This is a genomic window from Methylobacterium trifolii, assembly GCF_022179685.1.
GTDB lineage: Bacteria > Pseudomonadota > Alphaproteobacteria > Rhizobiales > Beijerinckiaceae > Methylobacterium > Methylobacterium trifolii.
Window position 1 is genome coordinate 1 of the sequence record NZ_BPRB01000010.1, and the last position, 26,445, is coordinate 26,445.

Below are 26,445 nucleotides of genomic sequence, written 5' to 3' on the forward strand. Positions count from 1 at the left end.
CGGGAGGATCAGGAGGATGCAGAGCACCCACAGTGACCAGAGCACGACGGCTGCAAAGACTGCGATCAGGCGCCGCATCAACATGGGGGCAGATCGTCCTTCCAGCCGTCCGAGTTGAGGCAGGGGCGAAAGCATCCATCACCGTCCTGCAAGCAGTCTTTCCCGCCACATGTGGCGGAGGATTGCGCCCGTTCTAACCACCAACGTTTGAGGTCGAACTGGAGTTCTAGCGGCACCCCGGCAGCTATCGCTCGAATCATGCTCCCTTTAGCCGAGCAAAGATCGAGGCGAAGATCGATCCAAGTCCCACGGCGAAAATCGGCACTGTAGGGGCTTTTGGACGGCGCCCGGAACGCTTCATCGGAGCTGATGTCACACCGGGTAGGACCGCTCTCGTCTTTAGTTTCGAACGTCCCCAACGGGACCGGACACAGGACGGAGCGTCACATGAAGATCGTCGTCATCGGCGGCACGGGGCTGATCGGCTCTCAGGTCGTTACCACCCTGAAGGCCGCCGGCCACGAGGTCCTCGCGGCCTCGCCGAACACCGGCGTCAACGCCGTCACAGGCGAAGGCCTCGGGGAAGCGTTGAAGGGCGCCACTGTGGTGGTCGACGTCGCCAACTCGCCATCGTTCGCCGACGAGGCGGCGATGGACTTCTTCGTCCGCGCCGGACGGAACCTCGCCGCGGCCGAGAAGGATGCCGGCGTCTCCCACCACGTCGCGCTTTCGGTGGTCGGCACCGAGCTCCTGCTCGACATGGGCTACTTCAGGGCCAAGCTTGCTCAGGAGGAGTTGATTGCCTCGGCGGGCGTGCCCTGGACGCTTGTCCGCGCCACCCAGTTCTTCGAGTTCGTCGCGGCCATCGCGGGAGCCGCAATCGTCGATGGCGTCGCGCGCGTGACCTCCGCGTCGATCCAACCGATCGCGTCGTCCGACGTTGCGCTGAAGGTCGCGGAGGCCGCGTTGGCGCCGCCCCTAAACGGCATGGTCGAGATCGCTGGGCCTGAGCGGATGCCGATGGTCGAGTTGGTGAGGCGTCACTTCCAGGGCTTCCGCGAGACGCACGAGGTCCGCACGGACGACACCGCACCGTACTTCGGGGTAGTCCTCGGCGGCCCCTGGCTGACGCCCGCCGGTGATGCGTGGCTCTCGGAACGGCGCTACTGCGACTGGCTGGCGGCGCAGCCGAAGCGCGTGGCCTGAGGCCTCCCGCCGATGGATGCGGCCTACAACTCGGCGCTCTCGGCGCTGGCCGGTTCGGCCATCGGCGCGATGGCCTCCTTCGCGACCACCTGGCTGACGCAGCACAGCCAGGTGGTCGCGACCCTCCTGGTGCAGGACCGGGCACGACGGGAAGCGCTCTATGGCGAGTTCATCCGGGAGGCGTCGACCTTGTTCGGCGACGCCTCCCGGCACGACCTCGACGACCCGGCCAAGCTGGTGAACCTCCATGCCATCGTAAACAAGATCCGGCTATTCGGGGGCCGGATACTCTCCAGAAAGCCAAGCGTGTCATGCGGCGCACTGGCGAGACCTATTTCGCCCCGAACAAGGATCTCGCCGTCTACGCTGACATTCGCCACGCCAGCGCCCTCGATCCGCTCTGCGCGTTCTCGACGGTCTGCTGCAGGGAGCTGGCGATCGCCCGCCGGCCAGGCTCAGTGAGGCGTCGGCGTTTCCACCGCCCCTCCGAACGATATCGCCATGCGCTGGAGCTTGTCCGGGTTGCGGGTGAAGTAGATGCCGACGATCTGCCCGCCCTGGATGTCCAGGGCGACGGTCTGGAGCATCCCGCCCGGCTCCATGCTGAGGTAGCCCGGCAGGCCATCGATCCAGAGGTCCTGCAGCTTCCGGGCATGCTGGATCCACAACTTGCGCACGACCCCCTCGAACATGCGCGTGACCCTGTCGATTCCAACAATGGGCCGCGGGAAGGCAAGCACCTTTCCGCCTCCGTCGGAGTGCACCACGACGGCATCGGCCAGCATGCTGCGCAGCGCAGCGACGTCGCCCGTCGTCGATGCCTCGAAGAAGGCCTTGGCGATACGCGCCCCTTCTTCCCGCTCAATGGGGAAACGCGGGCGTGCGGATTGGACGTGTTTCCTGGCCCTCGCGGCGAGCTGACGAACCGCCGGTGGTTCACGCTGGAGGGTGACCGCGATTTCCGCGAGCGGGACTGCGAAGACATCGTGCAGGAGGAACGCGGCCCGCTCCAGCGGCGAAAGCCTCTCCAAGGCCAGCATCAGCGTGAGCGTGAGGTCATCGCCGGGGGCTTCGTCCGGGACCAAGGCAACGGGTTCAGGCAACCAAGTTCCGAAATAGGTCTCACGCCGCACTCGGGCTGACTTCATCACGTCCAGGCATAGCCGCGTCACCGTCCGCGAGAGGAAGGCACCTGCCGAGGCGACCTCGGCATGGTCGACGTACCGCCAGCGCAGCCATGCGTCCTGTACGACGTCCTCGGCTTCGCCGAGGGACCCGAGCATACGGTAGGCGAGCCGGATGAGCCGAGCCCGCTCCTGCTCGAAGACGCGAGTCGGATCATCAATGGTCGGCATGGCGGAACGACCAGATACTGAGGGCAACCGCAATAAGCGCAGGAAGGGTCACCGCGGGGAAGTCTCGGGGCAGCGCCTCCGGCCCGCAGATACCCACTGCAATTTCCCAGAAATGGAATAGCGCATGGCCTGAGAGCCAGATCGCACCCATGCTCCAGAGTAGGACACGCGATCCGGGTCGGGCCGCGCCGTACACGAACCCTAACCCGATCAGCACGAAGATCAGGCCGATATCGCGCAGGAAGTGCTGATTGAAGGGGCCTGTCGTAGTCACGCCCGGCACCGCGAAGTACCATGCCTCGGGCGCGGTGAGCATGAAGACGCCGTTCCCGGCCAGTCCCGCGCCGAGGAGGCCGGCGAATACCGAAATGGCTTTGGTCATCGAACTTTCCCCACGTGATTGGTTCACGTGAGTGACGATGCAATGCTGTCCGATGTGACATGAGATTCAAGTTTCCGCGCGGCACCTTTCAAAGCCTTGGCCTTGCACGGATCATGTCACTGAACACCAGCTGCCCAACCCGATGGTCGAGCGCCGCTACGAGACACTCAATCGAGCTATTACACAAAGCCCAGGGACGCTCCGACCGCGACGATATCCATTAAGGAACGACCGCTTTCGAGATGCCCATGTGTGGGCATCAATGGCGACGTTGGGTCGGATGCGGAACGTCCGCTTACGGACGCAAGGCCGCAGTTCGCTTGCCACCCTCAGCCGAAGTTGCCGGACGGCCGACGAATGGCCGCTTTCAGGAAGAACGCCGGGCAATCCATGCGGCTGGGTTGGGTCGGGTGCAGTCGGTACCGAGCGTTAAATCCTAACCGCTACTCGACAACTTGGGGCAACTTAGCGCGACCAAAGGCACGTGCTCGCGCTGCTGCGGGCGGTCTTGGCTTCGATGGAACGGTATCACAGGACGGATACGGCATTCTTCGCCAGTGCTATCATGCGGCATGTTCGAGCACGCCCATCGTCACGCGCACCTCTGGCCCGGAGTGCCGTTGGCACTGGCATCCGCCGTCCTGTTCGGCGCATCGGCCCCCTTCGCCAAGCTGCTGTTGGGATCGGTCGACCCGCAGGCGCTGGCTGGCCTCCTGTATCTCGGTGCGGGCGTCGGCCTCGCCGCCGTCCACGGCAGCCGGTCCGCCCTCCGGATCGAGGCGCCGGAGGCCCCCCTACGCAGGTCGGACGCACCGTGGCTGCTCGCGGTGGTGCTGTTCGGGGGCGTGGCGGGTCCCCTGTTGCTGATGCTGGGGCTGGCACGGACGTCAGCGGCCTCGGGCTCGCTCCTGCTCAACCTCGAAGGGCTGGCGACCATGGGCATCGCCTGGGTGGTGTTCCGCGAGAACGTGGACCGCCGCCTCCTGCTCGGCGCGGCGGCCATCCTCGCCGGCGCCGTCGCGCTGTCGTGGCAAGGCCAGGGCGTCCATTTCGACGCGGGCGGCGGCCTGATCGCGCTGGCCTGCCTCGCCTGGGGCGTCGACAACAACCTGACCCGCAAGCTGTCCTCCGCCGATCCGGTCGTGATCGCGTTGACCAAGGGGCTCGTCGCCGGGGGCGCCAACCTCGCCATTGCCCTCGCACGCGGTGCCAGCCTGCCGCCGCCCGGCATGATCGGCTTCGCGGCCGTCGTCGGGTTCCTCGGGGTCGGCGTCAGCCTGGTGCTGTTCGTGTTCGCGCTGCGCCATCTCGGCAGCGCGCGGACGGGGGCCTATTTCTCGCTCGCACCGTTCATCGGGGCCGTCGTCGCCTTGGTCCTGTTGCCGGAACCCGTGCCCCCGCAACTCGTCGTCGCCGCGCTCCTGATGGGGGTCGGCCTCTGGCTGCACCTCGCGGAACGGCACGACCACGAGCATTCGCACGAGGCGATGGGCCATGAGCATGGGCACGTGCACGATGAACATCACCACCACGACCACGATGGTCCCGTGACCGAGCCCCACTCCCACTGGCATCGCCACCAGCCGATGCGGCACAAGCACGTGCACTACCCCGACCTTCACCATCGCCACGGACATGGTTGAGCCGGCGCGGGGGCAATCGGCGCCGCATTCGAGACTTGTCACCGCGGGACGTAGAACCAGCAGTACAGCGCGCACACGACGGCGATGGCCATCGCCGACATCAGGAATGACCGTCGCGCCGCCCTCAGGACATGCGGCCTGACCTTGCGTCGGCGCCTGCTTCCGCCGCCGAATTCCCCGATCTGCCGGGCGAGCTTCTTGCCGGTCATCGCCCCCTGATCCCCCGCCGATGGGTTCCATGGGTCGAGGAGGGGCGCTGCAGGCCGTGACGGATCGGCACGATCACGGGACCATCCCGCCGATCAGGTCCGACATGTGGGCACCGGCAGGGTGGCCCGTGGCGGTGCGGTGGCTCTCCGAGCAGGCCGCGTAATCCGGGCCGGACACGGACATCACCAACCCGCGGGTGCCGTCCGGCAACGTGCGCGTCGCCAGGACAGCCCGGCCCGAGAGCCATGCCAGCGACCCCGAGGCGAGGCCCGGGCGCGGTTCGCCGTAGCGGCGCACCCCCTCGCGCCGGATGGCCTCGCGTGCGGTGACATGAGCCGGTCCGTCGAGCGGCCGACCGACCCAGACGACCTGCTGGAGGCCCTGCTCCCTGCACACCACCAGGACCACCTCGACGGTGTCGGGTCCTGAGGCGAGCGGACGGTCGTGGAAATAGTACAGCCCGGTCAGGTTCGCCTCGCGGTCGACCATTGAGGGTGCATCGACACGGTCCACGGGACCCCAAGCCAATCCGAACGGCGCCTCGCCCGCCGTCGGTTCCGCCGCCATGGCCGCGCCTGTCCACGCCACCATCGCCAGTGCGAGCGCGGGGCGGCGAGACATCGTCCTACTCCGCGGCCTGGGGCAGGACGGGGCGTGCATGGGGACCCTCCTTCTCGACGGTAGCCTTCCTCGGGGCGACGGCACCGGCGAAGCGCGCGTAGAGCGCCGGCAGGACGACGAGGGTCAGCAGGGTCGCCGAGATGAGCCCGCCGATGACCACGGTCGCCAACGGACGCTGGACCTCGGCCCCCGTCTCGGTCGCCAGGGCCATCGGCACGAACCCCAGGGACGCCACGAGCGCCGTCATCGCCACCGGGCGCAGGCGGGTCATCGCGCCTTCGAGGATCGCCTCTCGACGGGGCTTTCCCTCCGCGATGAGCTGCTTGATGTAGCTCAGCATCACCAGGCCGTTGAGCACCGCCACCCCGGACAGGGCGATGAACCCGACCGCCGCCGGGACCGAGAACGGCATGCCCCGCAGCCACAGGGCCGCGATACCGCCGGTCAGTGCCAGCGGGACCGCGCTGAACACCAGGAGGGCGTCCCGCGCCGAGTTCAGGGCCGAGAACAGCAGCAGGAAGATCAGGAAGAAGCACACCGGCACCACGACCATGAGGCGCTGGCGGGCGGAGGCTAGGTTCTCGAACTGCCCGCCCCAGGTCACGTAGTAGCCAGACGGCAGCTGCACACCGGACGCGACCTTGGCCTGGGCCTCAGCCACCAGCGAGCCGATGTCGCGGCCGCGCACGTTGGCGGTGACCACGACCCGGCGGCGGCCGTTCTCGCGCGAGATCTGGTTCGGTCCCTCGGTGACTGAGAAGCTCGCGACCTGCTTCAGGAGCACCGAGGAGGCCCGCCCGTTGACGCCCGGGGGCAGCGGCACCGGGATGTTCTCCAGGGCCTCGCGGTCCTCGCGCACCTTGTCGTTCAGGCGCACGACGATGGGGAAGCGACGGTCGCCCTCGAACACCATGCCGGCCTCCCGTCCGCCGATGGCCGCCCCGATGACGTCCTGGATCGAGGACGTGCTCAGGCCGAGGCGGGCCGCCTCAGTCTTGTTGATCTTGATCTCCAGGAACGGCAGGCCCGCCGTCTGCTCGACCTTGACGTCGTCGGCGCCCTCGGTCCCGCGCAGGATCGCGGCGACCTGGTTGGCGGCCTTCAGCATCGGCTCGAACTCCTCGCCGAACACCTTCACGGCGAGGTCGCCGCGGGTGCCGGCCAGCAGCTCGTTGAAGCGCATCTGGATCGGCTGAGTGAACTCGTAGGCGTTGCCCGGCACGCGCCCCACCGCCGCCTGGATGTCGGCGACGAGCCGGTCCTTGGGCAGGCCCGGGTCCGGCCAGGCGGCGCGGTCCTTGAGCATGATGAAGGTGTCGGAGACGTTGACGGGCATCGGGTCGGAGGCGATCTCGGCCGTGCCGGTCTTGGAGAACACGGTCTCGACCTGCGGGAAGGCGGACACCGTCCGCTCCAGCCGGATCTGCATCGCCTGCGACTGCGTCAGCGAGGTCGAGGGGATGCGCATCGCGTGCATCGCGATGTTGCCCTCGTCGAGCTGGGGCATGAATTCCTGGCCGAGCCGGGAAAACAGCACGAGGCTCGCGGCGAAGGCCAGGGCGGCCAGCCCGATCACGGGCAGCGGCAGGCGCAGCGCCCCGCCGAGGACGGGGGCGTAGGCGCGCTTCAGCCAGCGGATCGGCCGGTTCTCGTGCTCCTCCACCCGCCCGGTGATGAGGATGGCGATCATTGCGGGCACGAAGGTGAGGGACAAGACGAAGGCGCAGGCCAGCGCGATGATCACCGTCAGCGCCATCGGCGCGAACATCTTCCCCTCGACGCCCGTAAACGTCAGGAGCGGCAGGTAGACCAGGGCGACGATGGCCTGCCCGTAGACCGTCGGCCCGATCATCTCCTCGGCCGAGCCCTGCACCGTGGCGAGGCGCTCGTCGCGGGTGAGGATGCGGCCGAGCTCCGCCTGCCTGCCGGCCAGCCGCCGCAGGGCGTTCTCGGTGATGATCACCGCCCCGTCCACGATCAGGCCGAAGTCGAGCGCCCCGAGGCTCATCAGGTTGGCCGAGATCCGGCCCTGCACCATGCCGGCCATGGTCATCAGCATGGCGAGCGGGATGACCAGTGCCGCGATCAGCGCGGCGCGGACGTTGCCCAGCAGCAGGAACAGCACCGCCACCACCAGCAGCGCCCCCTCGACCAGGTTCTTGCCCACGGTGCGGATGGTCGCGTCCACCAGGGCCGTGCGGTCCAGCACGGTCTTCAGGCGGATGCCGGGCGGCAGCGCCTTGGCCGCCTCCTTGAGGCGGACGTCGACCGCGGCCGAGACGGTGCGGCTGTTGCCCCCGATCAGCATCAGAGCGGTGCCGATCACGGCCTCCGCCCCGTCCGCACTGCCCGAGCCCGTGCGCAGTTCCCGGCCGATTCGGACCTCCGCCACGTCGGAGACCCGGACCGGCACGCCGTTGCGGGTGGCCACCACGACGCGGCCGATCTCGTCCATGCTCTCCAGGCGTCCGTTGGCGCGCACGATCGCGCCCTCGCCGTTGCGCTCGACATACGATGCGCCCCGGTTCTGGTTGTTGCCCTCCACCGCCTCGGCGATGTCGGAGAGCGACAGGCCGAGGCCGATGAGCTTGGCCGGGTCCGGCTCGATCTGGTACTGCTTCTCGTATCCCCCGATCACGTCGATCCCGGCCACTCCCGGCACGGTCTTCAACTGCGGCCCGACGATCCAGTCCTGGACGGTGCGGAGATAGGACGCCTGCTCGAAGCCGGGACGCAGGCTCTGGCCCTCCGGCGTCCGGTAGGTCCCGTCCGCCTGGAAGCCGGCCTGGCCGGGCGGGGCGGTCTCGCGCTCGGACGCCTTGGCGAAGGCGAGGCTCCACATCGTCACCTCGCCGAGCCCCGTCGAGATCGGCCCGAGATTCACCTCGGAGCCCGGCGGCAGGCGGCTCTTGGCCTGCGCCAGCCGCTCGCCGACCTGCTGGCGGGCGAAGTAGATGTCGGTGGCCTCGTCGAACACGGCGACGACCTGCGCGAAGCCGTTGCGCGAGAGCGAGCGGGTGTATTCGAGGCCCCGGATGCCGGCGAGCGCCGTCTCCAGGGGATAGGTCACCTGCTTCTCGACGTCGAAGGGCGAGAGCTGCGGCACCACCGCGTTGACCTGCACCTGGTTGTTGGTGATGTCGGGCACCGCGTCGATGGGCAGGCGCAGGGCCGCGGCGAGGCCGAGGATCGCGAGGCCGAGGCTGGCGAGGAGCACCGCCCAGCGACGGCGCACGGAGAAGGCGAGGACGGCGTGGATCATGGCGAGTCCCCTCAGTGCGCGTGTTCGGCTTCGGACTTGCCGAGCTCGGCCTTCAGCACGAAGCTGTTGGCCACCGCCACGCCCTCGCCGGGCTCCAGCCCGGTGACGATCTCGACCTGATCCGCATCGCCCCGGCCCAGGGTCACCGCGCGCTTCTCGAAGCCGGAGGCGGTGCGCACGAACACGACGGTGGCGCCCTCCACGGTCTGGAGGCTGGCGCGGGCGACCCGCAGGCGCACCGGCTCCTTGCCCACCGCGACGGAGACCGTGGCGAAGGAGCCCGGCCGCCAGGCCATGTCCGGGTTCTCCACCGCCGCGATCACCTTGGCCGAGCGCGTCTGCGGATCGAGCACCGGGCTGACGAAAACGATGCTGCCGCGTGACGCCGGCTCCGCGCCGCGGGCGAGCGCGACCGCCTGCCCCTGCGCGATCCCGCCGAGGTCCGAGACCGGCACTGCCAGCTCGACCCAGACCCGCGACAGGTCGGCGATGGTGTAGATCTCCTTCTCCTGGCCCTCGTCGTTGACCGGCGCGCCCACGTCGACCCGGCGCTCGATCACCCGGCCCGCGATCGGCGCGCGCAACTCGTAGCGCTGGAGCCCGACGAGGGGCGCGCGGCGCAGGCCCGCCAGGTGGCCGTCCTCGCCGGCCACCAGCTTGAGCGCCGGCGGCTTCTCACCGAGCTTCTCGGCCTCCGCGTCCGGCACGCCCAGCGCCGAGAGCTTCTGGCGGGCGAGGTCCGCCTTGAGCTGGGCCTCGATCAGGCTGGTGCGGGCGCGCAAAAACTGCTGCTCGGCGGAGATCTTCTTGTCCCACAGGGCGTGGTCGCGCTCGAACAGGGTCTCCTGGAGGTCGAGGCCGACGCGGGCGGCGATGTAGTCATTCTTGGCATCTGCCACCTCGCGGCTGTCGAGGACGGCCACGACCTCGCCCTTGGCGACCGTGTCGCCGAGGCGCTTGCGAAGTTCGGCCACGGTGCCGACGACCTTGGCCGCCACCCGTGCCACCCGGTCGGCATCCGGCACGACGGTGCCCGGCACGGTCACGCTCCGCGCGATCACCCCCTCCGTGGCGGGGACGACGGTGATTCCGGCCGCCGCGATCTGGTCCTCGTCCAGGAAGATGCGGCCCTCCCGGTCGTGCTCGTCCCCGTCCGCGTGGGCATGGTCGTGTCCGGCATGGTCGTGCCCCCCCTGTGCGGTCCGGCCCGCGGGCTTTTCGTGCTCATGCCCGTCGTGATCGTGGCCTTCCGCCTCCGGCGCCTTGCCGGCTGCCGGTCTGGGCTGGCCGGGCAGCGGGACTCCCGCGGCGGCAAGCCATGTGCGGGCCGAGCCGGACAGGTCGGGCACGAGGGCGCCGGCCGCCACGCCGGCCGCCAGGGCAGCCGGGATCGCCAGGTATCGAAACATCGCAAACACCATCCCCGGATCGGCCGCGCGCGGCCTCGGCGCCCGTCATCGTGCGATGCGGGCCGTGCGTCGGATCGGGATCCGGCCGGCGCGGATCGCGCGGGCGGAATCCTGTCGGCGGTGCGGGACCGCCGGACCGATCAGGCGCGCGGGGGCTTTCTCGGGGGGGATTGCGGCCGGGCCGGACCGGAAAGCGTCGTCACGGAGAAGCCGGACTGGTCGCCCGGAACCGGGGACGCGGCTTCGGTCTCGGCCGTCACGGCCTGGTGGCAGCCGCACTGGGCGCAGTGGTGGACCGTGCAGCCCTGCTCGCCGGGTCCCGCATCCGGCATCTCGAGGGCCGCCTGTACGCCCGTGAGGTGCGACGGGCAGGCATGAGCCTCGAAGGAGGTAGCCGCCAGGACGAGGATCGCCAGCAGGGACAGGAGCCGTGCCGCCAGCCGCCACCGGGCGCGGGCCGCGGGGCGGGCGCCTTTCGATGCAGGTGGGCTGGTCCGGCCGGTCACGGAGCGATGGTCCTGCGGTTGGCGATGCCGACCTGCATCGCGGGCAGGATGCTTAGACGGTTCGAGCCGCCATGCAAGCGGGCGCCGTTCGCGACGGCGTGCGCCTTCGCACCTGCGGTGCGAAACGACGTGGCCCATGCAACCGATCCGGCGCTGCCGCGTCTGCCAGTCTTCGAGAACCGAGAGGACCGAGAGACGATGGAACCGATGAAACCCATGAAGCCCATGGAACCAATGAAGCCCATGGAACCGATGAAGGGCACCGAGCCGTGGTGGCCCGAGAAACTCGGGCAGCCCTCCACCAGCGGATCGCAGAACGGGATGCGCTACGCCTTCTTCCCCGACGCGCACCGCCTGCTGATCGAGCAGGACGGCACGCTCACGTCCTACGACAGCGGCGACCACCGCATCGATGGCGTCTCGCAGCAGGACGGGGGATCGAAGTCCCTGACCTTCACCAGCCAGAACGGCACCGTCGACCTCGGCTCCCTGAAGAAGGCCGACTGATCGGGCCGCGGCGAGCCCGTGAGACAGGCTCGCCGGTCGCGTGTCGGTGCGAAATCTGCAAGGGACAGCCGGCCGGTTGCGAGCCTCGGCAGCCCTTCACGACCTCCTCGATCGCCGAGCGCGATCGGACAGACAGCGGTCGCTCCAGGTTCCGGAGCTTGGCACGGTGCTGGTCGCGGGGGCATCGACCCGCACGGAACGGAGGCGGACCATCAGGTCCGGTTGTCCAACTCGGGTACGCCGCTCTGGCGATCCGCATAGGCGGCTTGGAAGGCCGGCCGCTGCTGCCAACGCTTCCAGAACGCGTCGATGTGCTCGAAACGCTCATCCAGCGGCGTGGCGTTCACCGGGAACTTCGAGAAGGCGATCGCGGTCGCCATCGTGATGTCCGAGAAGGTGGGTGCCTCGCCACCGAGAAGCCAGTCGCGGCCGTCCGACAGGTGCTGGTTCACCAGGCTCGCGTGGGCCAGCGCCTCCTTGCGGCAATGCTCGCCCCAGGCCCGGTTGCTGGTCAGTTCGAGCTTCGGCCCGAGCCCCTGATGGAGAACGTGGAACGCCGTGACGATCCGGTAGAGGATATGCACCCAGATGCGGTTGTCCCACATGGTGTCGAGACCCTGCTCCAGGGGGCCTTCGCCCATGATGCGCCGCCCGGGGAATGCCTGATCGAGGTACCGGACGATCGCCGCCGTCTCCGAGATGACGCTGCCATCCGCGAGTTCGAGCGTGGGCGTCTCGCCCCACGGGTTCATCTTCAAATGCTGCCACTGCCGCTGCTCGCCGACCGGCGACATGTCGAAGATGCGCTCGGCGAACCGAGCCGCGATGCCCTTCTCGTGAAGGAAGATGCGCAGACGCTGCGGATTCGGGAACGCGGACGGCGAGGTGAAAAGCCGGAGGCAGGAAGGCGCTTCGTTGGTCATCCATGTCTCTCTGTCTGTCAGTAGGCAGACAGGAAGCTAGGGCTTCCTTTCCGGGCGGTCAACCTCTATCTGCCAACAGGCAGGGATGCCGCTTGGCGTGGGAATGGCGTGATGAGTTCGGGGTACAAGGAAGCGATCCTCGTCGCCGCGAAGCGGACCGCGATGGCGCACGGCTATAATGGATTGAACTTCCGCGACCTCGCAGCCGAGGTCGGGATCAAGGCCGCGAGTGTCTACTATCACTTCCCCGGCAAAGCCGAACTCGGCGCGGCGGTCGCGAAGCGTTATTGGGAAGACATCGCCACAGATCTCGAGGCCATCTCCGACGATGCGGCCGACCCACTCGCGAGTCTACGCAAGTACCCTGAGATTTTTCGCAAGTCCTTGCAGAGCGACAACCGCATGTGCCTGTCCAGCTTCATGACGGCGGAGTACGACGACCTGCCGGACACCGTGAAGCACGAGGTGCGGGCATTCGCCGACGTGAACGTGGCCTGGCTGAGCAAGGCTCTGCGTGAAGCAGGCGTCGTGAAGGCGGTCGACAGCGAAGGGCGGGCTCGCGCCATCTACGCCGCCGTCGCGGGCGCCCAACTCATGGCAAGGGGCCGCGCAGACATCGCGCTCTTTGACACCCTCATCGACACCTATCGGGCGACCGGCCTCCTACCTGCTTAGGCGTCTCCCGATCCTCGACGAGGGGCCGCCCTCGCTCGCGGAGCGGGCGTCCGAGGCTTCTTCCCCCGGCGTCCGGGTTCCACCCAACGCTGCCGAGCCGGGCTCGAATTCCACCCGAGCCCCTCCCGGCTCGCCGGCTTCATGGACAGGCCTGCCTGCGCCCTCTATGCGCTTGGGGCCCATGCCGCCCTCCGCCGCCCGACGCGCCACCGACCCCGCGAGCCGATGCGCGCGCTGATCGACCTCCTGCGCGCCATGCGGCCCCGCGACCGCCGCCGCCTGGTGCTGATCGCCCTGGGCCTCGCGGTGGCGGCACTTCTGGAGGTCGTCGGCGTCGCCTCCGTCATCCCGTTCCTGACGCTGGTGGGCGATCCGTCGGCCGCCTCACGCGTGCCCTATCTCGGGCAGATCCGCGACGCCCTGGGGCTCGTCGGCGACCGCAGCTTCCTGATCGCCACCGGTGCGGCGGCGCTGCTCGCCATCCTGACGACGGCGGTGGTCAATGCCGGGCTGACCTACGCCCAGCTCCTGTTCACCCACCTCACCGGTTACGGCTTCGCCCGCCGCCTCCTGTTCCGCTACATCGACCGGGAGAAGCTGTTCTTCGCCCAGGCCAACAGCGCCGAACTTGCCAAGAACGTGCTGAGCGAGACCGACCGCCTCGTCGTCGGCGTGCTGACGCCGGCCACCGTGATCGCGTCGCGCGCGACCTCGGCGCTGGCGGTCGTCGCCTTCCTGCTGGTCTACGCGCCGGGCCTCGCGCTGGTCCTCGGCGGCGGGTTCGGCGGGCTCTACGTCGCCATCTACCTCGTGATGCGCGCCCGCCTCGGCATCCTCGGCGCCCGCGCGGTGGCCGACAACGAGGGTCGGTTCCGGGTGGTGCAGGAGACGCTCGGCGCGCTCACCGAACTGAAGCTGTACGGCCGGGCAGAGGCCTTCGCCGGACGGTTCGACCGGCCGGCCCGCGCCTATGCCAGGGCCACCGCCGCGAGCCTGCTCACGGGGCAGATGCCGCGCTTCGTCATCGAGGCTCTGGCCTTCGGCGGGGTCGTCGTGGTGGTGCTGTTCGCCCTGGCGCAGGGGCTCGACACGGCCGGCATCCTGCCGCTGCTCGGCCTGTTCGCCTTCGCCGGCTACCGGATGCTGCCGGCCTTCCAGAACATCTTCACCTCGCTCGCCCTGCTGCGGTTCTACCTGCCGGCGGTCCGGGTGATCGTCGACGAACTGGCCGGCGAGCGGGAACACGCCCCGCGCACGACCGCGCGCCTGCCGTTCCGCGAGGCGATCCGCCTGGAGGGCGTCGGCTTCGACTACGAGCCCAGCCGGGCGGCCCTGTCGGGGATCGACCTGACGATCCCGGCGCACACCACCGTGGGGCTCGTCGGCCGGACCGGCTCCGGCAAGTCGACCCTGGCGGGCCTCGTCCTCGGCATCCTGACGCCGGGCGCCGGCCGCGTCTCTGTGGACGGCGTCACCCTCGACGCCGGGACCCTGCCGGCCTGGCAGAACCGCATCGGCTACGTGCCGCAGGACGTGTTCCTGATCGACGGGACGGTGGCGCAGAACATCGCCCTGGGGATGGACGATGCCGACCCGGCCGCCGTCGAGCGGGCGGCGCGGCTCGCCGGCGCGCACGACTTCATCACCGCGATGCCCGGCGGCTACGGCGCCGGCGTCGGCGAGCGCGGCGCCCGCATCAGCGGCGGCCAGCGCCAGCGCATCGGCATCGCGCGGGCCCTCTACCACGACCCCGACGTGATCGTGTTCGACGAGGCGACCTCGGCGCTGGACGGCGAGACCGAGGCCGCGGTGATGGCCGCCCTGAAGGGCCTTGCCGGCACCCGCACGCTGATCATGATCGCCCACCGCCTCACCAGCCTGGAGAGCGCCGACACCGTGCACGTGCTGGAGGGCGGCCGCCTCGTCGCCTCCGGCCCGCTCCAGGCCGTGATGCCCCATCTCGGTTCCTCGGCCGCGGCCTGACCCGATGTGCGGCATCGCCGGCCTGATCGACCCCCGCCTCTCCACGGACGCCCTGCGGCAGGCCGCCGACGCGATGACCGACGCCCTCGCGCGGCGCGGGCCGGACGGGCGGGGCGTCTGGTGCGACCCGGAGCGCGGCGTGGCCCTGGGCCATCGCCGGCTCGCCATCGTCGATCCGAGCCCGTCGGGCGCGCAACCGATGACCTCGGCCGACGGGCGCTGGATCGTCACCTACAACGGCGAACTCTACGACGCGCCCGAGCGCCGGCCCGCGCTCGAGGCCGCCGGCCACGCGTTCCGCGGCACCTCGGACACGGAGGTGCTGGTCGAGCTGATCACCCGCCACGGCGTGGCCGCGGCACTGGATCGGGTCGAGGGCATCTTCGCCTTCGCAGCCTGGGACCGGGCGGAGGCGCGCCTCTGGCTCGCCCGCGACCGGATGGGCGTGAAGCCCCTCTATTACCGGGCCGTTGAGGGCCGGCTGCTGTTCGGCTCGCAACTCGGCGCGCTCACCGCCTGCCCCGGACCGGCAGCGGAGATCGACCCCGCCGCCGTGTCGAGCCTGCTGCGCCACGGCTACGTGCCGGCGCCCGGCTCGATCTATGCCGGCATCCGCAAGCTGGAGGCCGGCCGCCTCCTGTCCTGGCGGCCGGGCGAGACGCCGCGCATCGAGCCCTATTGGAGCCTCGACGCGGTGATCGCGCAGGGCCGCGCGCACCCGTTCGACGGATCGCCGGAGGAGGCGGCCGACCGGCTCGAAACGCTCCTGTCGGCGGCGGTGCGGCGCCAGCTGATGAGCGACGTGCCGCTGGGCGCCCTCCTGTCGGGCGGCATCGATTCCTCGACCATCGCGGCGCTGATGGCGGAGGCGGGGCCCAAGCCCCGCACCTTCGCCGCCGGCTTCATCGAGGACCCGCGCTTCGACGAGAGCCCGCACGCGGCGGCCATCGCCCGGCATCTCGGCACCGACCACACCACCATCCCGATCGGCGAGGCCGAGGCCCTGGCCCTGGTCGAACACCTGCCGGGCATCTTCGACGAGCCGCTGGCCGACCCCTCCGGCCTGCCGACGCACCTCCTCTGCGCGGCCGTGCGCCGGGCCGGCATCACGGTCGCGCTCTCCGGCGACGGGGGGGACGAGCTGTTCTCGGGCTACGACCGCTACCGGCTGGCCCGCCGCTTCGCCGGCCGGATCGAGCCCGTCCCGCGGCCCTTGCGGGTGCTGGCCGCAGGCGCGGTCCGGCACCTGCCGGACCGCGCGGCCGCGCTCCTCGCCGGCGCCCTGCCTGAGCCCTGGGGCGGCCCGGACGCGATGGATCGCCTGCGCAAGGCCGGCGCGCAGCTGCCCGGCACCGGCTTCGACCTCTACCGGCGGCTCCTGACCCTGAACCCGGCGGCGCAGGCCCTGACCCGCGGCGCGCCGGGGCTGCCCACGCCCATGGACGATCCCGGCGACGGTCCTCTCGGCGGCCTGCCTTTGGACGCGCGGATGCGCCGGCTCGACAGCCTCGCCTACCTCCCGGACGACGTGCTCGCCAAGGTGGACCGGGCCAGCATGGCGGTGGGGCTGGAGGCGCGGGTGCCGCTCCTCGACCGGGCCGTCGTCGCTTTCGCCTGGAGCCTGCCGGAGACGATCCTGACGCGGGAGGGCCGCCCGAAATGGCCGCTCCGCGCGGTCCTGGCCCGGCACGTGCCGCCGGCCCTGTTCGAGCGGCGCAAGCAGGGCTTCGCGCCGCCCCTCGCGTCATGGCTGCGCGGACCCTTGCGCGGCTACGCCCGCGACATTCTGATGGGCCGCGATGCCGGCGGCGGCTTCCTCGATCGCGCCCGGGTGCACACCATGCTCGACGAGCACCTGGCTGGCAGCCACAACCATGCGGTCGGGCTCTGGCCGCTCCTGACCTTCGAGGCCTGGCGCCTCGCGCAGAGGCCGTGACGGAGAGCGAACGCGCATGGACGGGACGATCGAACTGGTGAGCGTCGACGGCACCGCGGCCGGCATCGCCCTCAACGGGGCCGAGCCGGTCTCCTGGCGGGTCGGCGGCCGGGAATACCTCTGGAACGGCGATCCTGCGCACTGGAACCGGCACGCCCCCTGGCTCTTCCCCGTGGTCGGCGCCTCGGCCGGCGGCGTGGTGCGCGTCGAGGGGCGGGACTACCCGATGGCCCAGCACGGTTTCGCCCGCGACCTGCCGTTCTCGGTGGTCGCGCGCGAGGACGACTCCGTGACCCTGCGGCTGGCGGACGGGCCTGAGACGCGGGCGCATTACCCCTTCGCCTTCCAGCTCGACGTCACCGCCCGCGTCCGCACGGCGGGCCTCGATTTCGAGGTCGTGGTGCGCAATCCGGGCGAGACGCCGATGCCCTACGCCCTCGGCTTCCACCCGGCCTTTCCCTGGCCCTTCGCCGGGGGCAAGCGGGCGGCGGCCGGCGGCTACGAAGTCCAGTTCGAACGGCCCGAGCGGGCCTTCGCGCCGGAGGTGGGGCCGGGCGGGCTGCTCCTGCGCGAGGAGCGGCCGATCCCGCTTGCGGGCACGCGCCTGCCCCTCGACCCGGCGATGTTCACGGAAGCCCTGGTGTTCCGGGATGCCCGGAGCCGCTGGCTGCGATTCTCCGGCCCCGGCGACAGCGGCATCCTGATGGAGCTGGACGATTTCCCCCATCTGGCGGTCTGGACCAGGCCGACCGCGCCGTTCCTCTCGCTGGAATGCTGGACGGGCTACGCCGACTGGGCGGATTTTTCGGGTGACCTCACCGCGCGCGATTCGCAGCGCGCCCTGGCTCCCGGTGCCGAGGCGCGCCACGGGGTCCGGCTGAGCCTGGAGGTCTGAGGGGACCATGCGGATCTGGGTCCCGCGCCCGGAGCCCGGCGCCACCCGCACGGGCGAGCGGCTCGCCGCCGCCGGCCACCGGCCGCTGCTCGCCCCCGTGCTCGTGGTGCGCCCGACCGGCGCGCCGCTGCCGGCCGGGATGCGGTTCGACGCGGTGCTGCTCACCAGCGCCAACGCCGTCGCGGCCCTGGCGGCGACCACGGAGGTCGACAGCCTGCGCGGGCTGCCGGTCTTCGCTGTCGGCGGCCGTACCGCGGGGCTGGCGCTTCAGGCGCGCCTCGGGCCGGTGACGGAGGCCGGCGGCGATGCCCGCGCCCTGGCCGCCCTGGTCCGCGAAACGCTCGCGCCGGGCGCGCACCTGCTCCACGTGGCAGGCGCCGACCGCAAGGCCGAGCCCGCCGCTTCGCTCGCGGAGGCCGGCTACGCACTCACCGCCCTCGTGGCCTACGCGGCCGAGGCCGTGCCCGCTTTGCCCGACTCGGTCTGCGCCGCCTTCGCTGCGGACGGGCTCGACGCGGCCCTGCATTACTCCCGCCGCAGCGCGTCGGTCGCCCTCGAATGCGCCGAGACGGCGGGGTACGGCGGAGCTTTCGGCGCGCTCAGGCATTACTGCCTGTCGGACGACGTGGCCGGACCCCTGGAAGCGGCGGGGGTTCCGGTCCATTTCGTCGCGACGCGGCCCCGCGAGGACGAACTCCTGGCGGCCCTGCGCTGACGCCGTCATCCGACTGTCGCTCCGGCTCTCGCGCCGGGCGGCTTGCCGGTGATAGGAGGACGCGATGGGAGGGCCTGAGGGCCGCCGCGCACCGAACGCCGGGTGCGCGTCCCGGACGTCGAGACTGGAGAACAAGGGCCGTGAAGCCACCTTCCAACGACGCCAACCGCCCGAACCCCGGCACGCCGACGCCGGGCAAGGGAGCCCCCGAGCCCGGAAAGCCCGGCGCTCCCACGGCGCCGTCCCAGGCGGCCAAGCCCGTCGTGCCGAGCACTGACGCATCGAAGCCCGAGCCCGCACGCGCCGAACCGGCCAAGCCATTCGAGCCGGTCAAGCCCGCCGTGCCCCCGAGCCCGTCGAACCAGAGCCCGCAGAACCGACCCGCTCCGGGCCAGGGTTCGCCCGGCGCCGGCCCGGCAGGTGCGCCCTCATCGCAGCCCCGCCCCCTCGCTTCCGCGCCCGAGCCGGCGAAGTCCGGCCCTGCCGGCCCGTCCACCCCCGGCACCGAGCCGGCCCGATCGGCCGTCTTTCCCGCCCAAGGGGCCAAGCCCGCCTCGCCTGCGACCGATGCCGCCAAGCCCGATCTGACGAAGCCCGCGGCAACCGGTTCGCAGCCGCAGCGGCCGGAGCCCGGCAAGGACGGGCTCAAGCCCGACGCGCTCAAGTCCGACCCCACGAAGCCCGAGCCCGGCAAGGCGGACGGGCTCAAGCCCGAGGCCGGCAAGGTCGAAGCCGCCAAGTCCGAGCCGTCCAAGCCCGAGCCGTCCAAGTCCGAGCCGCCGAAGGCCGAGGCCCCCAGGCCGGGTGGCATCGGTCCCGTGCCCGGCGGTGCGCCGAAGCCCGCGGGCGGCATCACCGATGGCCCGATCATCGACCTGACGGCCAAGCGCGTCCCCGATCCGGCCGCTGCCGCCAAGGCTTCGCCCCCCGGCGCCGCCAAGCCCGATCCGGCCAAGCCCGATCCGGCAAAGCCCGATGCTGCAAGGGCGAGCGCGCCGAGCCCGGCGCCACGCGCCGCGCCGCCGGCCGAGTCGTCGGCGGGGGGCTCGGGCTTCGGCCGGATCGCCGCGGCCGGCCTCCTCGGCGGCGTCATCGGCGCCGGGCTGCTGCTGGCCGTCGAGAAGGCTGGCGTGCTCGGCCAGCGCGACGACGCGCGGCTGACCGCCCTCGACCAGCGGGTGTCGGGCCAGTTCTCCACCCTCGACCAGCGCATCGCGGCACTGGCGCCGCGCGACGCCGTGAGCGCCCTCGACAAGCGGGTCGCCTCGAACGAGGCGGCACTCAAGCCCTTGCCGGACGCGGTCAAGAACGCCGAGACTGCCGCCAAGCAAGCGCTGGAGCGGGCGGGCGCCGCCGCCGGTGCGCCGGCTGCAGCGGGCAATCCCGGCGACGCGCAGGCGCCTGTTGCATCCGCGCCGGGCGTACCCGCCGACCTGATCGCCCGGCTGGACAGCCTCGACCAGCGCGTCTCGGCCCTCCAGGAGGAGCCCGGCCGCGACCAGTCGGGTGATGCGAAGCTGTCCGCGGCGCAGGCTGGGACCGGCCCGTTGGCCGCGATCGACGAGCGCCTGAAGGCCCTCGAAGGCAAGGCGGATGGCAAGGGGGATGGCAAGGGAGACGGCGCGGCCAGGGCGCCGAACCAGCCCGACCTCGGCCCCAAGCTCGTGGCCCTCCAGGGCGAGGTTGAATCCCGCGCCAAGGCGAATGCCGACGCCGACACGGCGCTCGCCCGGCGGCTCGATGCCCTGCAGCAGGCCCTCGACACCCGCGTCAAGGCGGCGACCGAGGCGGTGCAGAGCGCGACCCAGGCGAGCCAGCAGGCGGTGGATGCGGGCAAGGCCCAGGCGACGGAGACCGCCAAGGCCGTCGAACGCCGGCTTCAGGAGCAGGGCGAGAAGATCGCGGCCCTCGACAAGTCGCTCTCTCAGCGCGCCGAGGCGAGCACGGTGCAGGCGGCGCTCCGCGTCGTGACGGCCGATCGGATCGCGGCGGCCCTGTCCTCCGGCGCCCCCTATGCCGAGCCGCTGGCGAGCCTGCGCAAGATGGAGACGGGGGATTCGAGCCGGGTCGACGCCCTGGCGCCGTTCGCCGACCAGGGTGCGCCGATCCCGGCCCAACTGGCCGCGGAGTTCCGCTCCATCGCGGAGCGGGTCGCGGCGAGCCGCAAGGCGGCCCAGGCCCGTGAGGTCGCGTCCACCGGCGACATCAAGAGCCGGCTCCTGAGCATGGCCGATTCGATCGTGCAGGTGCGCAAGGTCGATTCCCCGGCGGCATCAGACGCCGGCACGGAGGGCGACCCGGTGGCCAAGGTCCAGGCGGCCCTCGACCGCGGGGCGCTCCAGGAGGCCGCGCAAGCCTTCGAGACCCTGCCGGCCGAAGCCAAGGCCGAGGCCAAGGATTTCGGAGCGCGGCTGAAGGCACGGGCCGCCGCGGCGCAGGCCTCGCAGGCTCTGCTGTCGGACGCCTTCAAGGGTCTGCCCGCCGGGCCGTCCGCGCCCGCTGCCGGCCGCTAGCCCCATGGCCCGCCCGAACGGACGCGGCGCCGACCTCACGGGGGCGCCCCGCGCCCTCATCCCGTTCCCTCGTCGCGACGCCCGTCGTCCTGCGGCCGTGAGGAGTATCTGAACCCATGTGGCGCGCCCTCGCATTCCTGGCCCTGCTCGCTGTGGCCGCCTTCGGGGCGGTCTGGATCGCCGACAGGCCCGGCACCGTCACGATCGTCTGGAACGGCTACGAGGTCGCCACCAGCCTCGCCATCGCGCTCGTCGGCGTGTTCATCGCCGCGATCGTGATCGGCCTGATCTGGGCGGTGGTCCGCGGCGTCATCGAACTGCCCGAGATCCTGGTGCGCGGCTCGAAGGAACGGCGGCGGGCGAAGGGCTTCACGGCCCTGTCCCGCGGCATGGTCGCGGTGGGGTCCGGCGATCCGCTGGCGGCCCGCCGGCACGCGGGAGACGCCGAGCGGCTGCTCGGGGCGGAGCCGTTGACGCTTCTGCTCAAGGCGCAGGCGGCCCAGATCTCCGGCGACCGCCAGGCGGCCGAGAACGCCTTTCAGCGCATGGTCGACGACCCCGAGACCCGGGTGCTCGGCCTGCGCGGCCTGTTCGTGGAAGCCCGGCGCCGCGAGGACGAGTTCGCCGCACGCGAATACGCCAGCGAGGCCGCGCGCCTCGCCCCCAGCGTGACCTGGGCCAACGAGGCCGTGCTCGAAGCCCAATGCGCGGACGGCGATTGGGGTGGGGCCCTGGAGATCGTGGAGCGCCGCAGCACCCTCGGCCTCATCGACAAGTCCGCCGCCCGCCGCCAGCGCGCCGTCCTGCTCACCGCGGCGGCGCAGACGCGGGAGGCCGGCGAGCCGGAGGCCGCCGCCGAGCGGGCGCTCAAGGCCGTCAAGCTCGCCCCTGAGCTCGTCCCCGCCGCCTGCATCGCCGGCCGGCTCCTCGCCCGCCGGGGCGATCTCAGGAAGGCGGCCCGGATCGTCGAGGCCGCCTGGAAGGCCAACCCCCATCCCGACCTCGCCAAGGTCTATCTCGGCCTGCGCATGGGTGATTCCGTGCGCGACAGGCTCTCGCGGGCGGAGACGCTGGCCAAGCTCTCCTCGTGGGATGGGGAGTCCCGCCTCGCCGTCGCGCAGGCCGCCTTCGATGCGCGCGAATTCGACCGTGCGCGGGAAACGCTGGCGCCGCTCCTCGCCGACCGGCCGACCGTGCGCGTCTGCCTGATGATGGCGCGGATTGAGGAGGCCGAGCACGGTGCCGGATCGGGACGGGCCCGCGAATGGCTGTCCCGCGCCGCCCATGCGCCGCGCGATCCCATCTGGATCGCGGACGGCATCGCCTCGCAGACCTGGGCCCCGGTCTCCCCGGTCTCCGGACGCCTCGATGCCTTCGAGTGGCGGGAGCCGCCCAACACACTCGCCGGCCCGTCCGATGCGCACGACCCCGAGGCCGCCGACGTGGCGCACCGGTCCGAGCCCGCACCGGTCGCGCCCCTGCCGCCGCCCGGCAAGCCGGAACCGGCTTCGCCCCCGGTCGAGGTGGCCCCGGCGACGGTCGGGCCGATGGCGATGGGATCGCCGATCCCCGTCGTGCTGCCGGTGCCGCAAGCCGCCGATCCCGGCGCCACGCCCGAGGACGCCGAGGCCAAGGCACGCCGGTTCGGCTGAGGCTCGGAAACCGGGCGGCCGGCGGCCGGCGGCCGGCGTCACGTCCGCCGGGCCTGCCGCCCGGTGCGGAGCCCTATCGCCGGGTATGGCCTTGCCGGAACGAACGCCTCATTCCGCGGAATCGTCGCGCGATGCGGCTTCCTGCACCAGCGTCAGGATGCGTCGGCGGAGCCCGGGGTCGCGGATGCTGCCGAAGAGACGGATCAGCTCAAGGGAGTCCGGACTGCGCTGCCGGTCGACGGTGGAGCCGGGTTCGAAGAAGGTCGCGAGGGGGACCTGCAACATGTCCGCGATCGAGCGCAGGTAGAAGGCGGCCTGCTCCGGGGCCGATCCCGGCCCGTCCGGCCCGTCGTGGTCCGCTTGCGGGGTCGGCGGCTCGTGGACGCTGTCCGACGGTCGAGACGATGAATTGGGATCGGACACGCGTATTTCTCCACGGTCGCCGTGCACGAAGGGCGCGGCAACTCTAGAGACGGCGTCTGTGTCTTAAATTTGCCATTCCGCTTGAATCTAAGGTTGCTACGTTTTCGCGCAGCCTCACATGCGACGTCCAGTTTTGCCGTGCCCCGGTGAAATCGCGGGCCGGATGCGGCGGCTGGATGCAAGTTGTCGGATGTCGCGGTGTCTCAGGACTCGGTAATCGCATTCGAGATCGTCAACAATCTGCGTCGGGCGACGCGGATTTCCGATATCCTGCAGGAGATGCGGGCGGCGGGCGGCGTGTTCGGCTACGACGCCTTCATTATCACCAACCTGCCATCGGAAGAAGAGATCTCGACTCAGAACTGCGCCATGGTTCCGTCCTGGCCCGAAGGCTGGCGCAAGCGCTACTTCGAGCGTGACTACCTGCGCATCGATCCCGTCGCGCATCAGGTCAAGCGGACGACCGAACCCTTCCTCTGGAGCGAGGCGCCCTATAGCGCCGACGACACGGCGTCCGCCCGCGTGATGAACGAGGCGACCGAGTTCAGCCTCACGCAGGGCTTCTGCGTGCCGATCCACCACATGAACGGGCTGGGTGGCGGCGTCAGCTTCGGCGCCAAGCACCTCGACCTGTCGGAGGCGGCCAAGGCCGCCCTGCACCTCGTATCCATGTACGCCTACCAGAGGGCGGAGACGCTGATCCGGGAAGCCGGCAACGCGCCTGCCCGCAAGAGCCCGAAGCTCAGCGCCCGCGAAGTCGAGTGCCTGAAGTGGACGGCCGCCGGCAAGACGAGCTGGGAGGCGTCGGAAATCCTCAGCACGTCCCAGCGCACGATCGAGTTCCACCTGAAGAACGCGGCCCGAAAGCTCGACGCGGTCAATCGCGTCCAATGCGTGGCCGAGGCGATCCGGTTCGGCATCATAGCATAGCGGCGGCCCGCCGTCTGACCTCGTAATTTTACGAGGTTCGCGACGCGGTCCGAGCCGGCATCACTCCCCCAAAGCAATGGGGGTGGTGCATGGTATTCGTCGTCGACGATTCGAATATCGCCGAACACGGCGCGGTGATGGAGAAGGTCTACCTTTTCCGGCACAAACTGTTCGTCGAACGGTTGAAGTGGGAAGAGTGCCGAAAGGCGGACGGCCGCGAGATCGACCAGTTCGACGGGGCCGGCTGCGTCCACCTCGTGCGCATGGATGGCGGCGAGGTCACGGCCTACACGCGGCTTCTGCCGACGACGAAACCGCACCTTCTCACCGACGTCTACCCCCATCTCGCACAGAACGGCCCGGCCCCGCGCGGTCCGCGCGTCTACGAGTGGACGCGCTGCGGCACGCTGCCGTCGCGCCGCGAGGGCCGCGCCGGCATCATCGACCCGGCGACCGCGGAGATCTTCACGGCGGCGGCGGAAGTCGCGCGCGAGCGCGGATGGGACGGGCTGCTCGCGCAGACGCACCCGATCCTCGTCAACCGGCTGATGTCCTGCGGCTGGGACGTGGAGCCCCTCGGCCTGCCGACCAAGTATCTCGGCCATTCGATCGTCGCGGTGTTCGCGCGCCTCAAGCCCGAGACGGTGGAGACCTCGCGCCGGTTCTTCGGGCTCGGGCGCTCGCCCATCGAGCGGGTGGAGGTCGACGCCGGCCCCGGCCTCGATATCGAGATCAGGCTGCGGGCATGAGCGCGTCCACCCTCCTCGCGGCCCCGGTCGACACGGACGACGACGAGGCGCACGAGCTCCCCGCCGTCCGGCTCGGCCGGCACGCGATCGGCCTGTGGCGCGCGGCCGAGGAGTTGGGCGATGCCGACCTGCTGGCGTCCCTCAGGCCCCTGGTGCTGGAGATCGGCCGTGCGCTGGCCGCCGACATGATGTCGGCTCCGAGAGCCGGCACGATCCCGCACTGAATCCGCATCCGTCAGACCAGCCTTCGGTCGAGGCGGATGATGCGGCAGGGATCGCCCGCGCGGGCGGCCGGCGCGTGGGGCGCCCGGATCAGCAGGGCCTCCGAGCGGCCGAGCACGGCGAGCATCGAAGAATCCTGGCGCGATTCCGGGCTCGCCACCGGCAGGCGGTCGGGGGCGGTGTCGAGGGCGGCGCGCATGTAGTCGGCGCGCCCGTCGTTGGCCGGGAGGTCGCGGCCGAGCGTCGCCGGCTCGCTCCGGTCGGCGCCGGCATCCGGATCGCCGAGCAGCGCCCGGATCGCCGGCACGACGAAGAGCAGGCCGCAGACGATCGATGAGACCGGGTTGCCGGGAAGCCCGATCACCAGCATCCCGCCCAGGCGCCCGTGCATCAGGGGCTTGCCCGGCCGCAGGGCCACCCGCCAGAAGCCGAGTTCCAGCCCTTCGCGGGCGAGCGCCGCCTGGACGAGGTCGTGGTCGCCGACCGAGGCCCCCCCCAGGGTGACGAGGAGGTCGGCTTTCGCCGCTCGGGCCCGGCGGAAGGCGTCCTCCAGGGCGGCGTGGTCGTCGGCGGCGATGCCGAGGTCCAGGGCCTCGCCGCCGGCCGCGTCCACGAGGGCGGCTAAAGCGAGGCTGTTCGAGGCGACGATCTGGTCCCAGGCCGGCGCCTCGCCCGGCGCCACCAGCTCGTCGCCGGTGGCCAGGATCGCGACGCGGGGCCGTCTGCGGACGCTCAGGCTCGGATGGCCGGCGGCCGCCGCCAGGGCGAGGCGGCGCGCGTCGAGGCTCATGCCGGCTTGCAGCAGCACGTCGCCTTCCGCGAAGTCGAGGCCGGCGCGGCGGATGAACCGGCCCGCGGCCACCGGCTCGCGCGCCATGATCCGTTCGCCCTCGGCCTCCGCATCCTCCTGGATCAGGATGGCGTCGGCGCCCTCGGGCACGGGGGCGCCGGTGAAGATCCGCACGGTCTCGCCGGGCCCGAGGGACCTTGAGAATCCGTGTCCGGCCGCGCTCGTGCCGATCAGCCGCAGGGCCGCGCCCGCCGCGCCCACGTCGGCGCTGCGCACGGCGTAGCCGTCCATGGCGGAAGCCGGGAAGGGGGGCTGGGTGCGCCGCGCCGTCACGGGGGCGGCGAGCGTCCGGTTCGCGGCCAGCGCCAGCGGCACCGGCTCCGCCTCGACGGGTTCACGCACGCTCGCCAGGATGCGCGCCAGCGCCTCGGCGACCGGGATCAACCCGCTCACGCGGTGTCTTCGGCGAGGTAGGAGCCCGAGCGGCCCCCGTCCTTGGCGATGAGCCGGATGCCGTCGATCCGCATGGCGCGGTCGACCGCCTTCACCATGTCGTAGACGGTGAGGCACGCGACCGAGACGGCGGTGAGCGCCTCCATCTCCACGCCGGTCGGGCCCTGCACACGGACCGTGGCGGTGACGCGCAGGCCGGGCAGGGCGTCGTCGGCCACGCAATCGACGCGCACGCCCGACAGCAGCAGGGGATGGCAGAGGGGGATCAGCTCGTGGGTGCGCTTGGCCGCCATGATGCCGGCGAGCCGCGCGGTGCCGATCACGTCGCCCTTCTTGGCGTCGCCCTCGCGGATCAGCGCCAGGGTCTCCGGCCGCATCACCACCTGTCCGGCGGCGCTGGCGCTGCGGCTGGTGGCGGCTTTGTCCGTCACGTCGACCATGTTGGCCGCACCACCGGCATCGAGATGGGTCAGGCCGGCCATCGC

General features: G+C 71.3%; 25 protein-coding genes. 14 read left to right on the forward strand and 11 right to left on the reverse strand.

Features of this window, described 5'->3' with window-relative positions:
* The first annotated feature begins 447 nt into the window (after positions 1–447).
* Positions 448–1,206: an SDR family oxidoreductase gene (locus COGEMETH_RS00900; RefSeq protein WP_238180740.1), complete on the forward strand. Its 759-nt coding sequence runs from the start codon at positions 448–450 to the stop codon at positions 1,204–1,206.
* A gap of 12 nt (positions 1,207–1,218) precedes the next feature.
* The gene (locus COGEMETH_RS00905; RefSeq protein ID WP_238180741.1) at positions 1,219–1,668 is read left to right on the forward strand and encodes a hypothetical protein; all 450 of its coding nucleotides are present in this window, start codon (positions 1,219–1,221) and stop codon (positions 1,666–1,668) included.
* Here COGEMETH_RS00905 and COGEMETH_RS00910 read toward each other — a convergent pair.
* Positions 1,662–2,561, reverse strand: a complete 900-nt coding sequence (locus tag COGEMETH_RS00910; protein ID WP_238180742.1) for a sigma-70 family RNA polymerase sigma factor — start codon at positions 2,559–2,561, stop codon at positions 1,662–1,664. The genes COGEMETH_RS00905 and COGEMETH_RS00910 overlap by 7 nt on opposite strands.
* The gene (locus tag COGEMETH_RS00915) at positions 2,548–2,943 is read right to left on the reverse strand and encodes a hypothetical protein (RefSeq protein WP_238180743.1); all 396 of its coding nucleotides are present in this window, start codon (positions 2,941–2,943) and stop codon (positions 2,548–2,550) included. Before COGEMETH_RS00915 ends, COGEMETH_RS00910 begins: the two co-directional genes overlap by 14 nt.
* Before the next feature lie 572 nt (positions 2,944–3,515).
* Between COGEMETH_RS00915 and COGEMETH_RS00920 the strand changes: the two genes are divergently transcribed.
* On the forward strand, positions 3,516–4,586 hold the full coding sequence (locus COGEMETH_RS00920) for a DMT family transporter (protein WP_238180744.1): 1,071 nt from the start codon (positions 3,516–3,518) through the stop codon (positions 4,584–4,586).
* Positions 4,587–4,624: 38 nt separating this feature from the next.
* Here COGEMETH_RS00920 and COGEMETH_RS00925 read toward each other — a convergent pair whose 3' ends face one another.
* From COGEMETH_RS00925 to COGEMETH_RS00945, 5 genes are all read right to left on the reverse strand, one after another.
* On the reverse strand, positions 4,625–4,795 hold the full coding sequence (locus COGEMETH_RS00925; RefSeq protein ID WP_187272914.1) for a hypothetical protein: 171 nt from the start codon (positions 4,793–4,795) through the stop codon (positions 4,625–4,627).
* A gap of 73 nt (positions 4,796–4,868) precedes the next feature.
* On the reverse strand, positions 4,869–5,417 hold the full coding sequence (locus tag COGEMETH_RS00930; RefSeq protein WP_147708282.1) for a threonyl-trna synthetase: 549 nt from the start codon (positions 5,415–5,417) through the stop codon (positions 4,869–4,871).
* A 4-nt stretch (positions 5,418–5,421) separates the two neighbouring features.
* Positions 5,422–8,679 carry an efflux RND transporter permease subunit gene (locus tag COGEMETH_RS00935; protein WP_238180745.1) on the reverse strand — a complete coding sequence of 1,086 codons (3,258 nt, stop codon included), beginning with the start codon at positions 8,677–8,679 and terminating at the stop codon, positions 5,422–5,424.
* Positions 8,680–8,690: 11 nt separating this feature from the next.
* On the reverse strand, positions 8,691–10,088 hold the full coding sequence (locus tag COGEMETH_RS00940; RefSeq protein WP_238180746.1) for an efflux RND transporter periplasmic adaptor subunit: 1,398 nt from the start codon (positions 10,086–10,088) through the stop codon (positions 8,691–8,693).
* A gap of 140 nt (positions 10,089–10,228) precedes the next feature.
* Complete coding sequence (locus COGEMETH_RS00945; RefSeq protein ID WP_238180747.1) at positions 10,229–10,594, reverse strand: hypothetical protein; 366 nt, start codon at positions 10,592–10,594, stop codon at positions 10,229–10,231.
* A 243-nt stretch (positions 10,595–10,837) separates the two neighbouring features.
* Here COGEMETH_RS00945 and COGEMETH_RS00950 point away from each other — a divergent pair, with 243 nt between their 5' ends.
* Complete coding sequence (locus COGEMETH_RS00950; RefSeq protein WP_306421720.1) at positions 10,838–11,101, forward strand: hypothetical protein; 264 nt, start codon at positions 10,838–10,840, stop codon at positions 11,099–11,101.
* Positions 11,102–11,313: 212 nt separating this feature from the next.
* Here the strand turns inward: COGEMETH_RS00950 and COGEMETH_RS00955 are convergent, their stop codons facing one another.
* Complete coding sequence (locus tag COGEMETH_RS00955) at positions 11,314–12,024, reverse strand: glutathione S-transferase family protein (RefSeq protein WP_238180749.1); 711 nt, start codon at positions 12,022–12,024, stop codon at positions 11,314–11,316.
* A 111-nt stretch (positions 12,025–12,135) separates the two neighbouring features.
* Here COGEMETH_RS00955 and COGEMETH_RS00960 point away from each other — a divergent pair, with 111 nt between their 5' ends.
* The 7 genes from COGEMETH_RS00960 (at position 12,136) to COGEMETH_RS00990 (ending at position 22,393) form a co-directional block, all read left to right on the forward strand.
* Positions 12,136–12,699, forward strand: a complete 564-nt coding sequence (locus tag COGEMETH_RS00960) for a TetR/AcrR family transcriptional regulator (protein WP_238180750.1) — start codon at positions 12,136–12,138, stop codon at positions 12,697–12,699.
* A gap of 225 nt (positions 12,700–12,924) precedes the next feature.
* The gene (locus COGEMETH_RS00965; protein WP_238180751.1) at positions 12,925–14,682 is read left to right on the forward strand and encodes an ABC transporter ATP-binding protein; all 1,758 of its coding nucleotides are present in this window, start codon (positions 12,925–12,927) and stop codon (positions 14,680–14,682) included.
* 4 nt (positions 14,683–14,686) lie between these two features.
* A complete protein-coding gene (gene asnB, locus COGEMETH_RS00970; protein WP_238180752.1) occupies positions 14,687–16,618 on the forward strand; it encodes an asparagine synthase (glutamine-hydrolyzing) in 1,932 nt (643 codons plus the stop codon).
* A gap of 16 nt (positions 16,619–16,634) precedes the next feature.
* On the forward strand, positions 16,635–17,513 hold the full coding sequence (locus tag COGEMETH_RS00975) for an aldose 1-epimerase family protein (RefSeq protein ID WP_238180753.1): 879 nt from the start codon (positions 16,635–16,637) through the stop codon (positions 17,511–17,513).
* A gap of 7 nt (positions 17,514–17,520) precedes the next feature.
* A complete protein-coding gene (locus tag COGEMETH_RS00980) occupies positions 17,521–18,228 on the forward strand; it encodes a uroporphyrinogen-III synthase (RefSeq protein WP_238180754.1) in 708 nt (235 codons plus the stop codon).
* Positions 18,229–18,368: 140 nt separating this feature from the next.
* Positions 18,369–20,741: a COG4223 family protein gene (locus tag COGEMETH_RS00985; protein WP_238180755.1), complete on the forward strand. Its 2,373-nt coding sequence runs from the start codon at positions 18,369–18,371 to the stop codon at positions 20,739–20,741.
* Between the two features lie 116 nt (positions 20,742–20,857).
* The gene (locus COGEMETH_RS00990; protein WP_238180756.1) at positions 20,858–22,393 is read left to right on the forward strand and encodes a heme biosynthesis protein HemY; all 1,536 of its coding nucleotides are present in this window, start codon (positions 20,858–20,860) and stop codon (positions 22,391–22,393) included.
* Between the two features lie 108 nt (positions 22,394–22,501).
* Here COGEMETH_RS00990 and COGEMETH_RS00995 read toward each other — a convergent pair whose 3' ends face one another.
* Positions 22,502–22,678 (reverse strand): hypothetical protein, encoded by a 177-nt coding sequence (locus COGEMETH_RS00995; protein WP_238180757.1) that lies wholly within the window; start codon positions 22,676–22,678, stop codon positions 22,502–22,504.
* Positions 22,679–23,014: 336 nt separating this feature from the next.
* On the opposite strand from COGEMETH_RS00995, the gene COGEMETH_RS01000 reads away from it, so the two are divergent.
* From COGEMETH_RS01000 to COGEMETH_RS01010, 3 genes are all read left to right on the forward strand, one after another.
* Positions 23,015–23,746, forward strand: a complete 732-nt coding sequence (locus COGEMETH_RS01000; protein WP_238180758.1) for a helix-turn-helix transcriptional regulator — start codon at positions 23,015–23,017, stop codon at positions 23,744–23,746.
* An 89-nt stretch (positions 23,747–23,835) separates the two neighbouring features.
* Positions 23,836–24,495, forward strand: coding sequence for an acyl-homoserine-lactone synthase (locus COGEMETH_RS01005; protein WP_238180759.1), 660 nt, complete (start codon positions 23,836–23,838; stop codon positions 24,493–24,495).
* The gene (locus COGEMETH_RS01010; protein ID WP_238180760.1) at positions 24,492–24,719 is read left to right on the forward strand and encodes a hypothetical protein; all 228 of its coding nucleotides are present in this window, start codon (positions 24,492–24,494) and stop codon (positions 24,717–24,719) included. Before COGEMETH_RS01005 ends, COGEMETH_RS01010 begins: the two co-directional genes overlap by 4 nt.
* An 11-nt stretch (positions 24,720–24,730) precedes the next feature.
* On the opposite strand, the gene COGEMETH_RS01015 is transcribed toward COGEMETH_RS01010, so the two are convergent.
* Positions 24,731–25,960, reverse strand: a complete 1,230-nt coding sequence (locus tag COGEMETH_RS01015) for a molybdopterin molybdotransferase MoeA (RefSeq protein ID WP_238180761.1) — start codon at positions 25,958–25,960, stop codon at positions 24,731–24,733.
* Positions 25,957–26,442, reverse strand: coding sequence for a cyclic pyranopterin monophosphate synthase MoaC (gene moaC / locus COGEMETH_RS01020; protein WP_238180762.1), 486 nt, complete (start codon positions 26,440–26,442; stop codon positions 25,957–25,959). The genes COGEMETH_RS01015 and moaC overlap by 4 nt, the downstream gene beginning before the upstream one ends.
* Positions 26,443–26,445 lie beyond the last annotated feature (3 nt).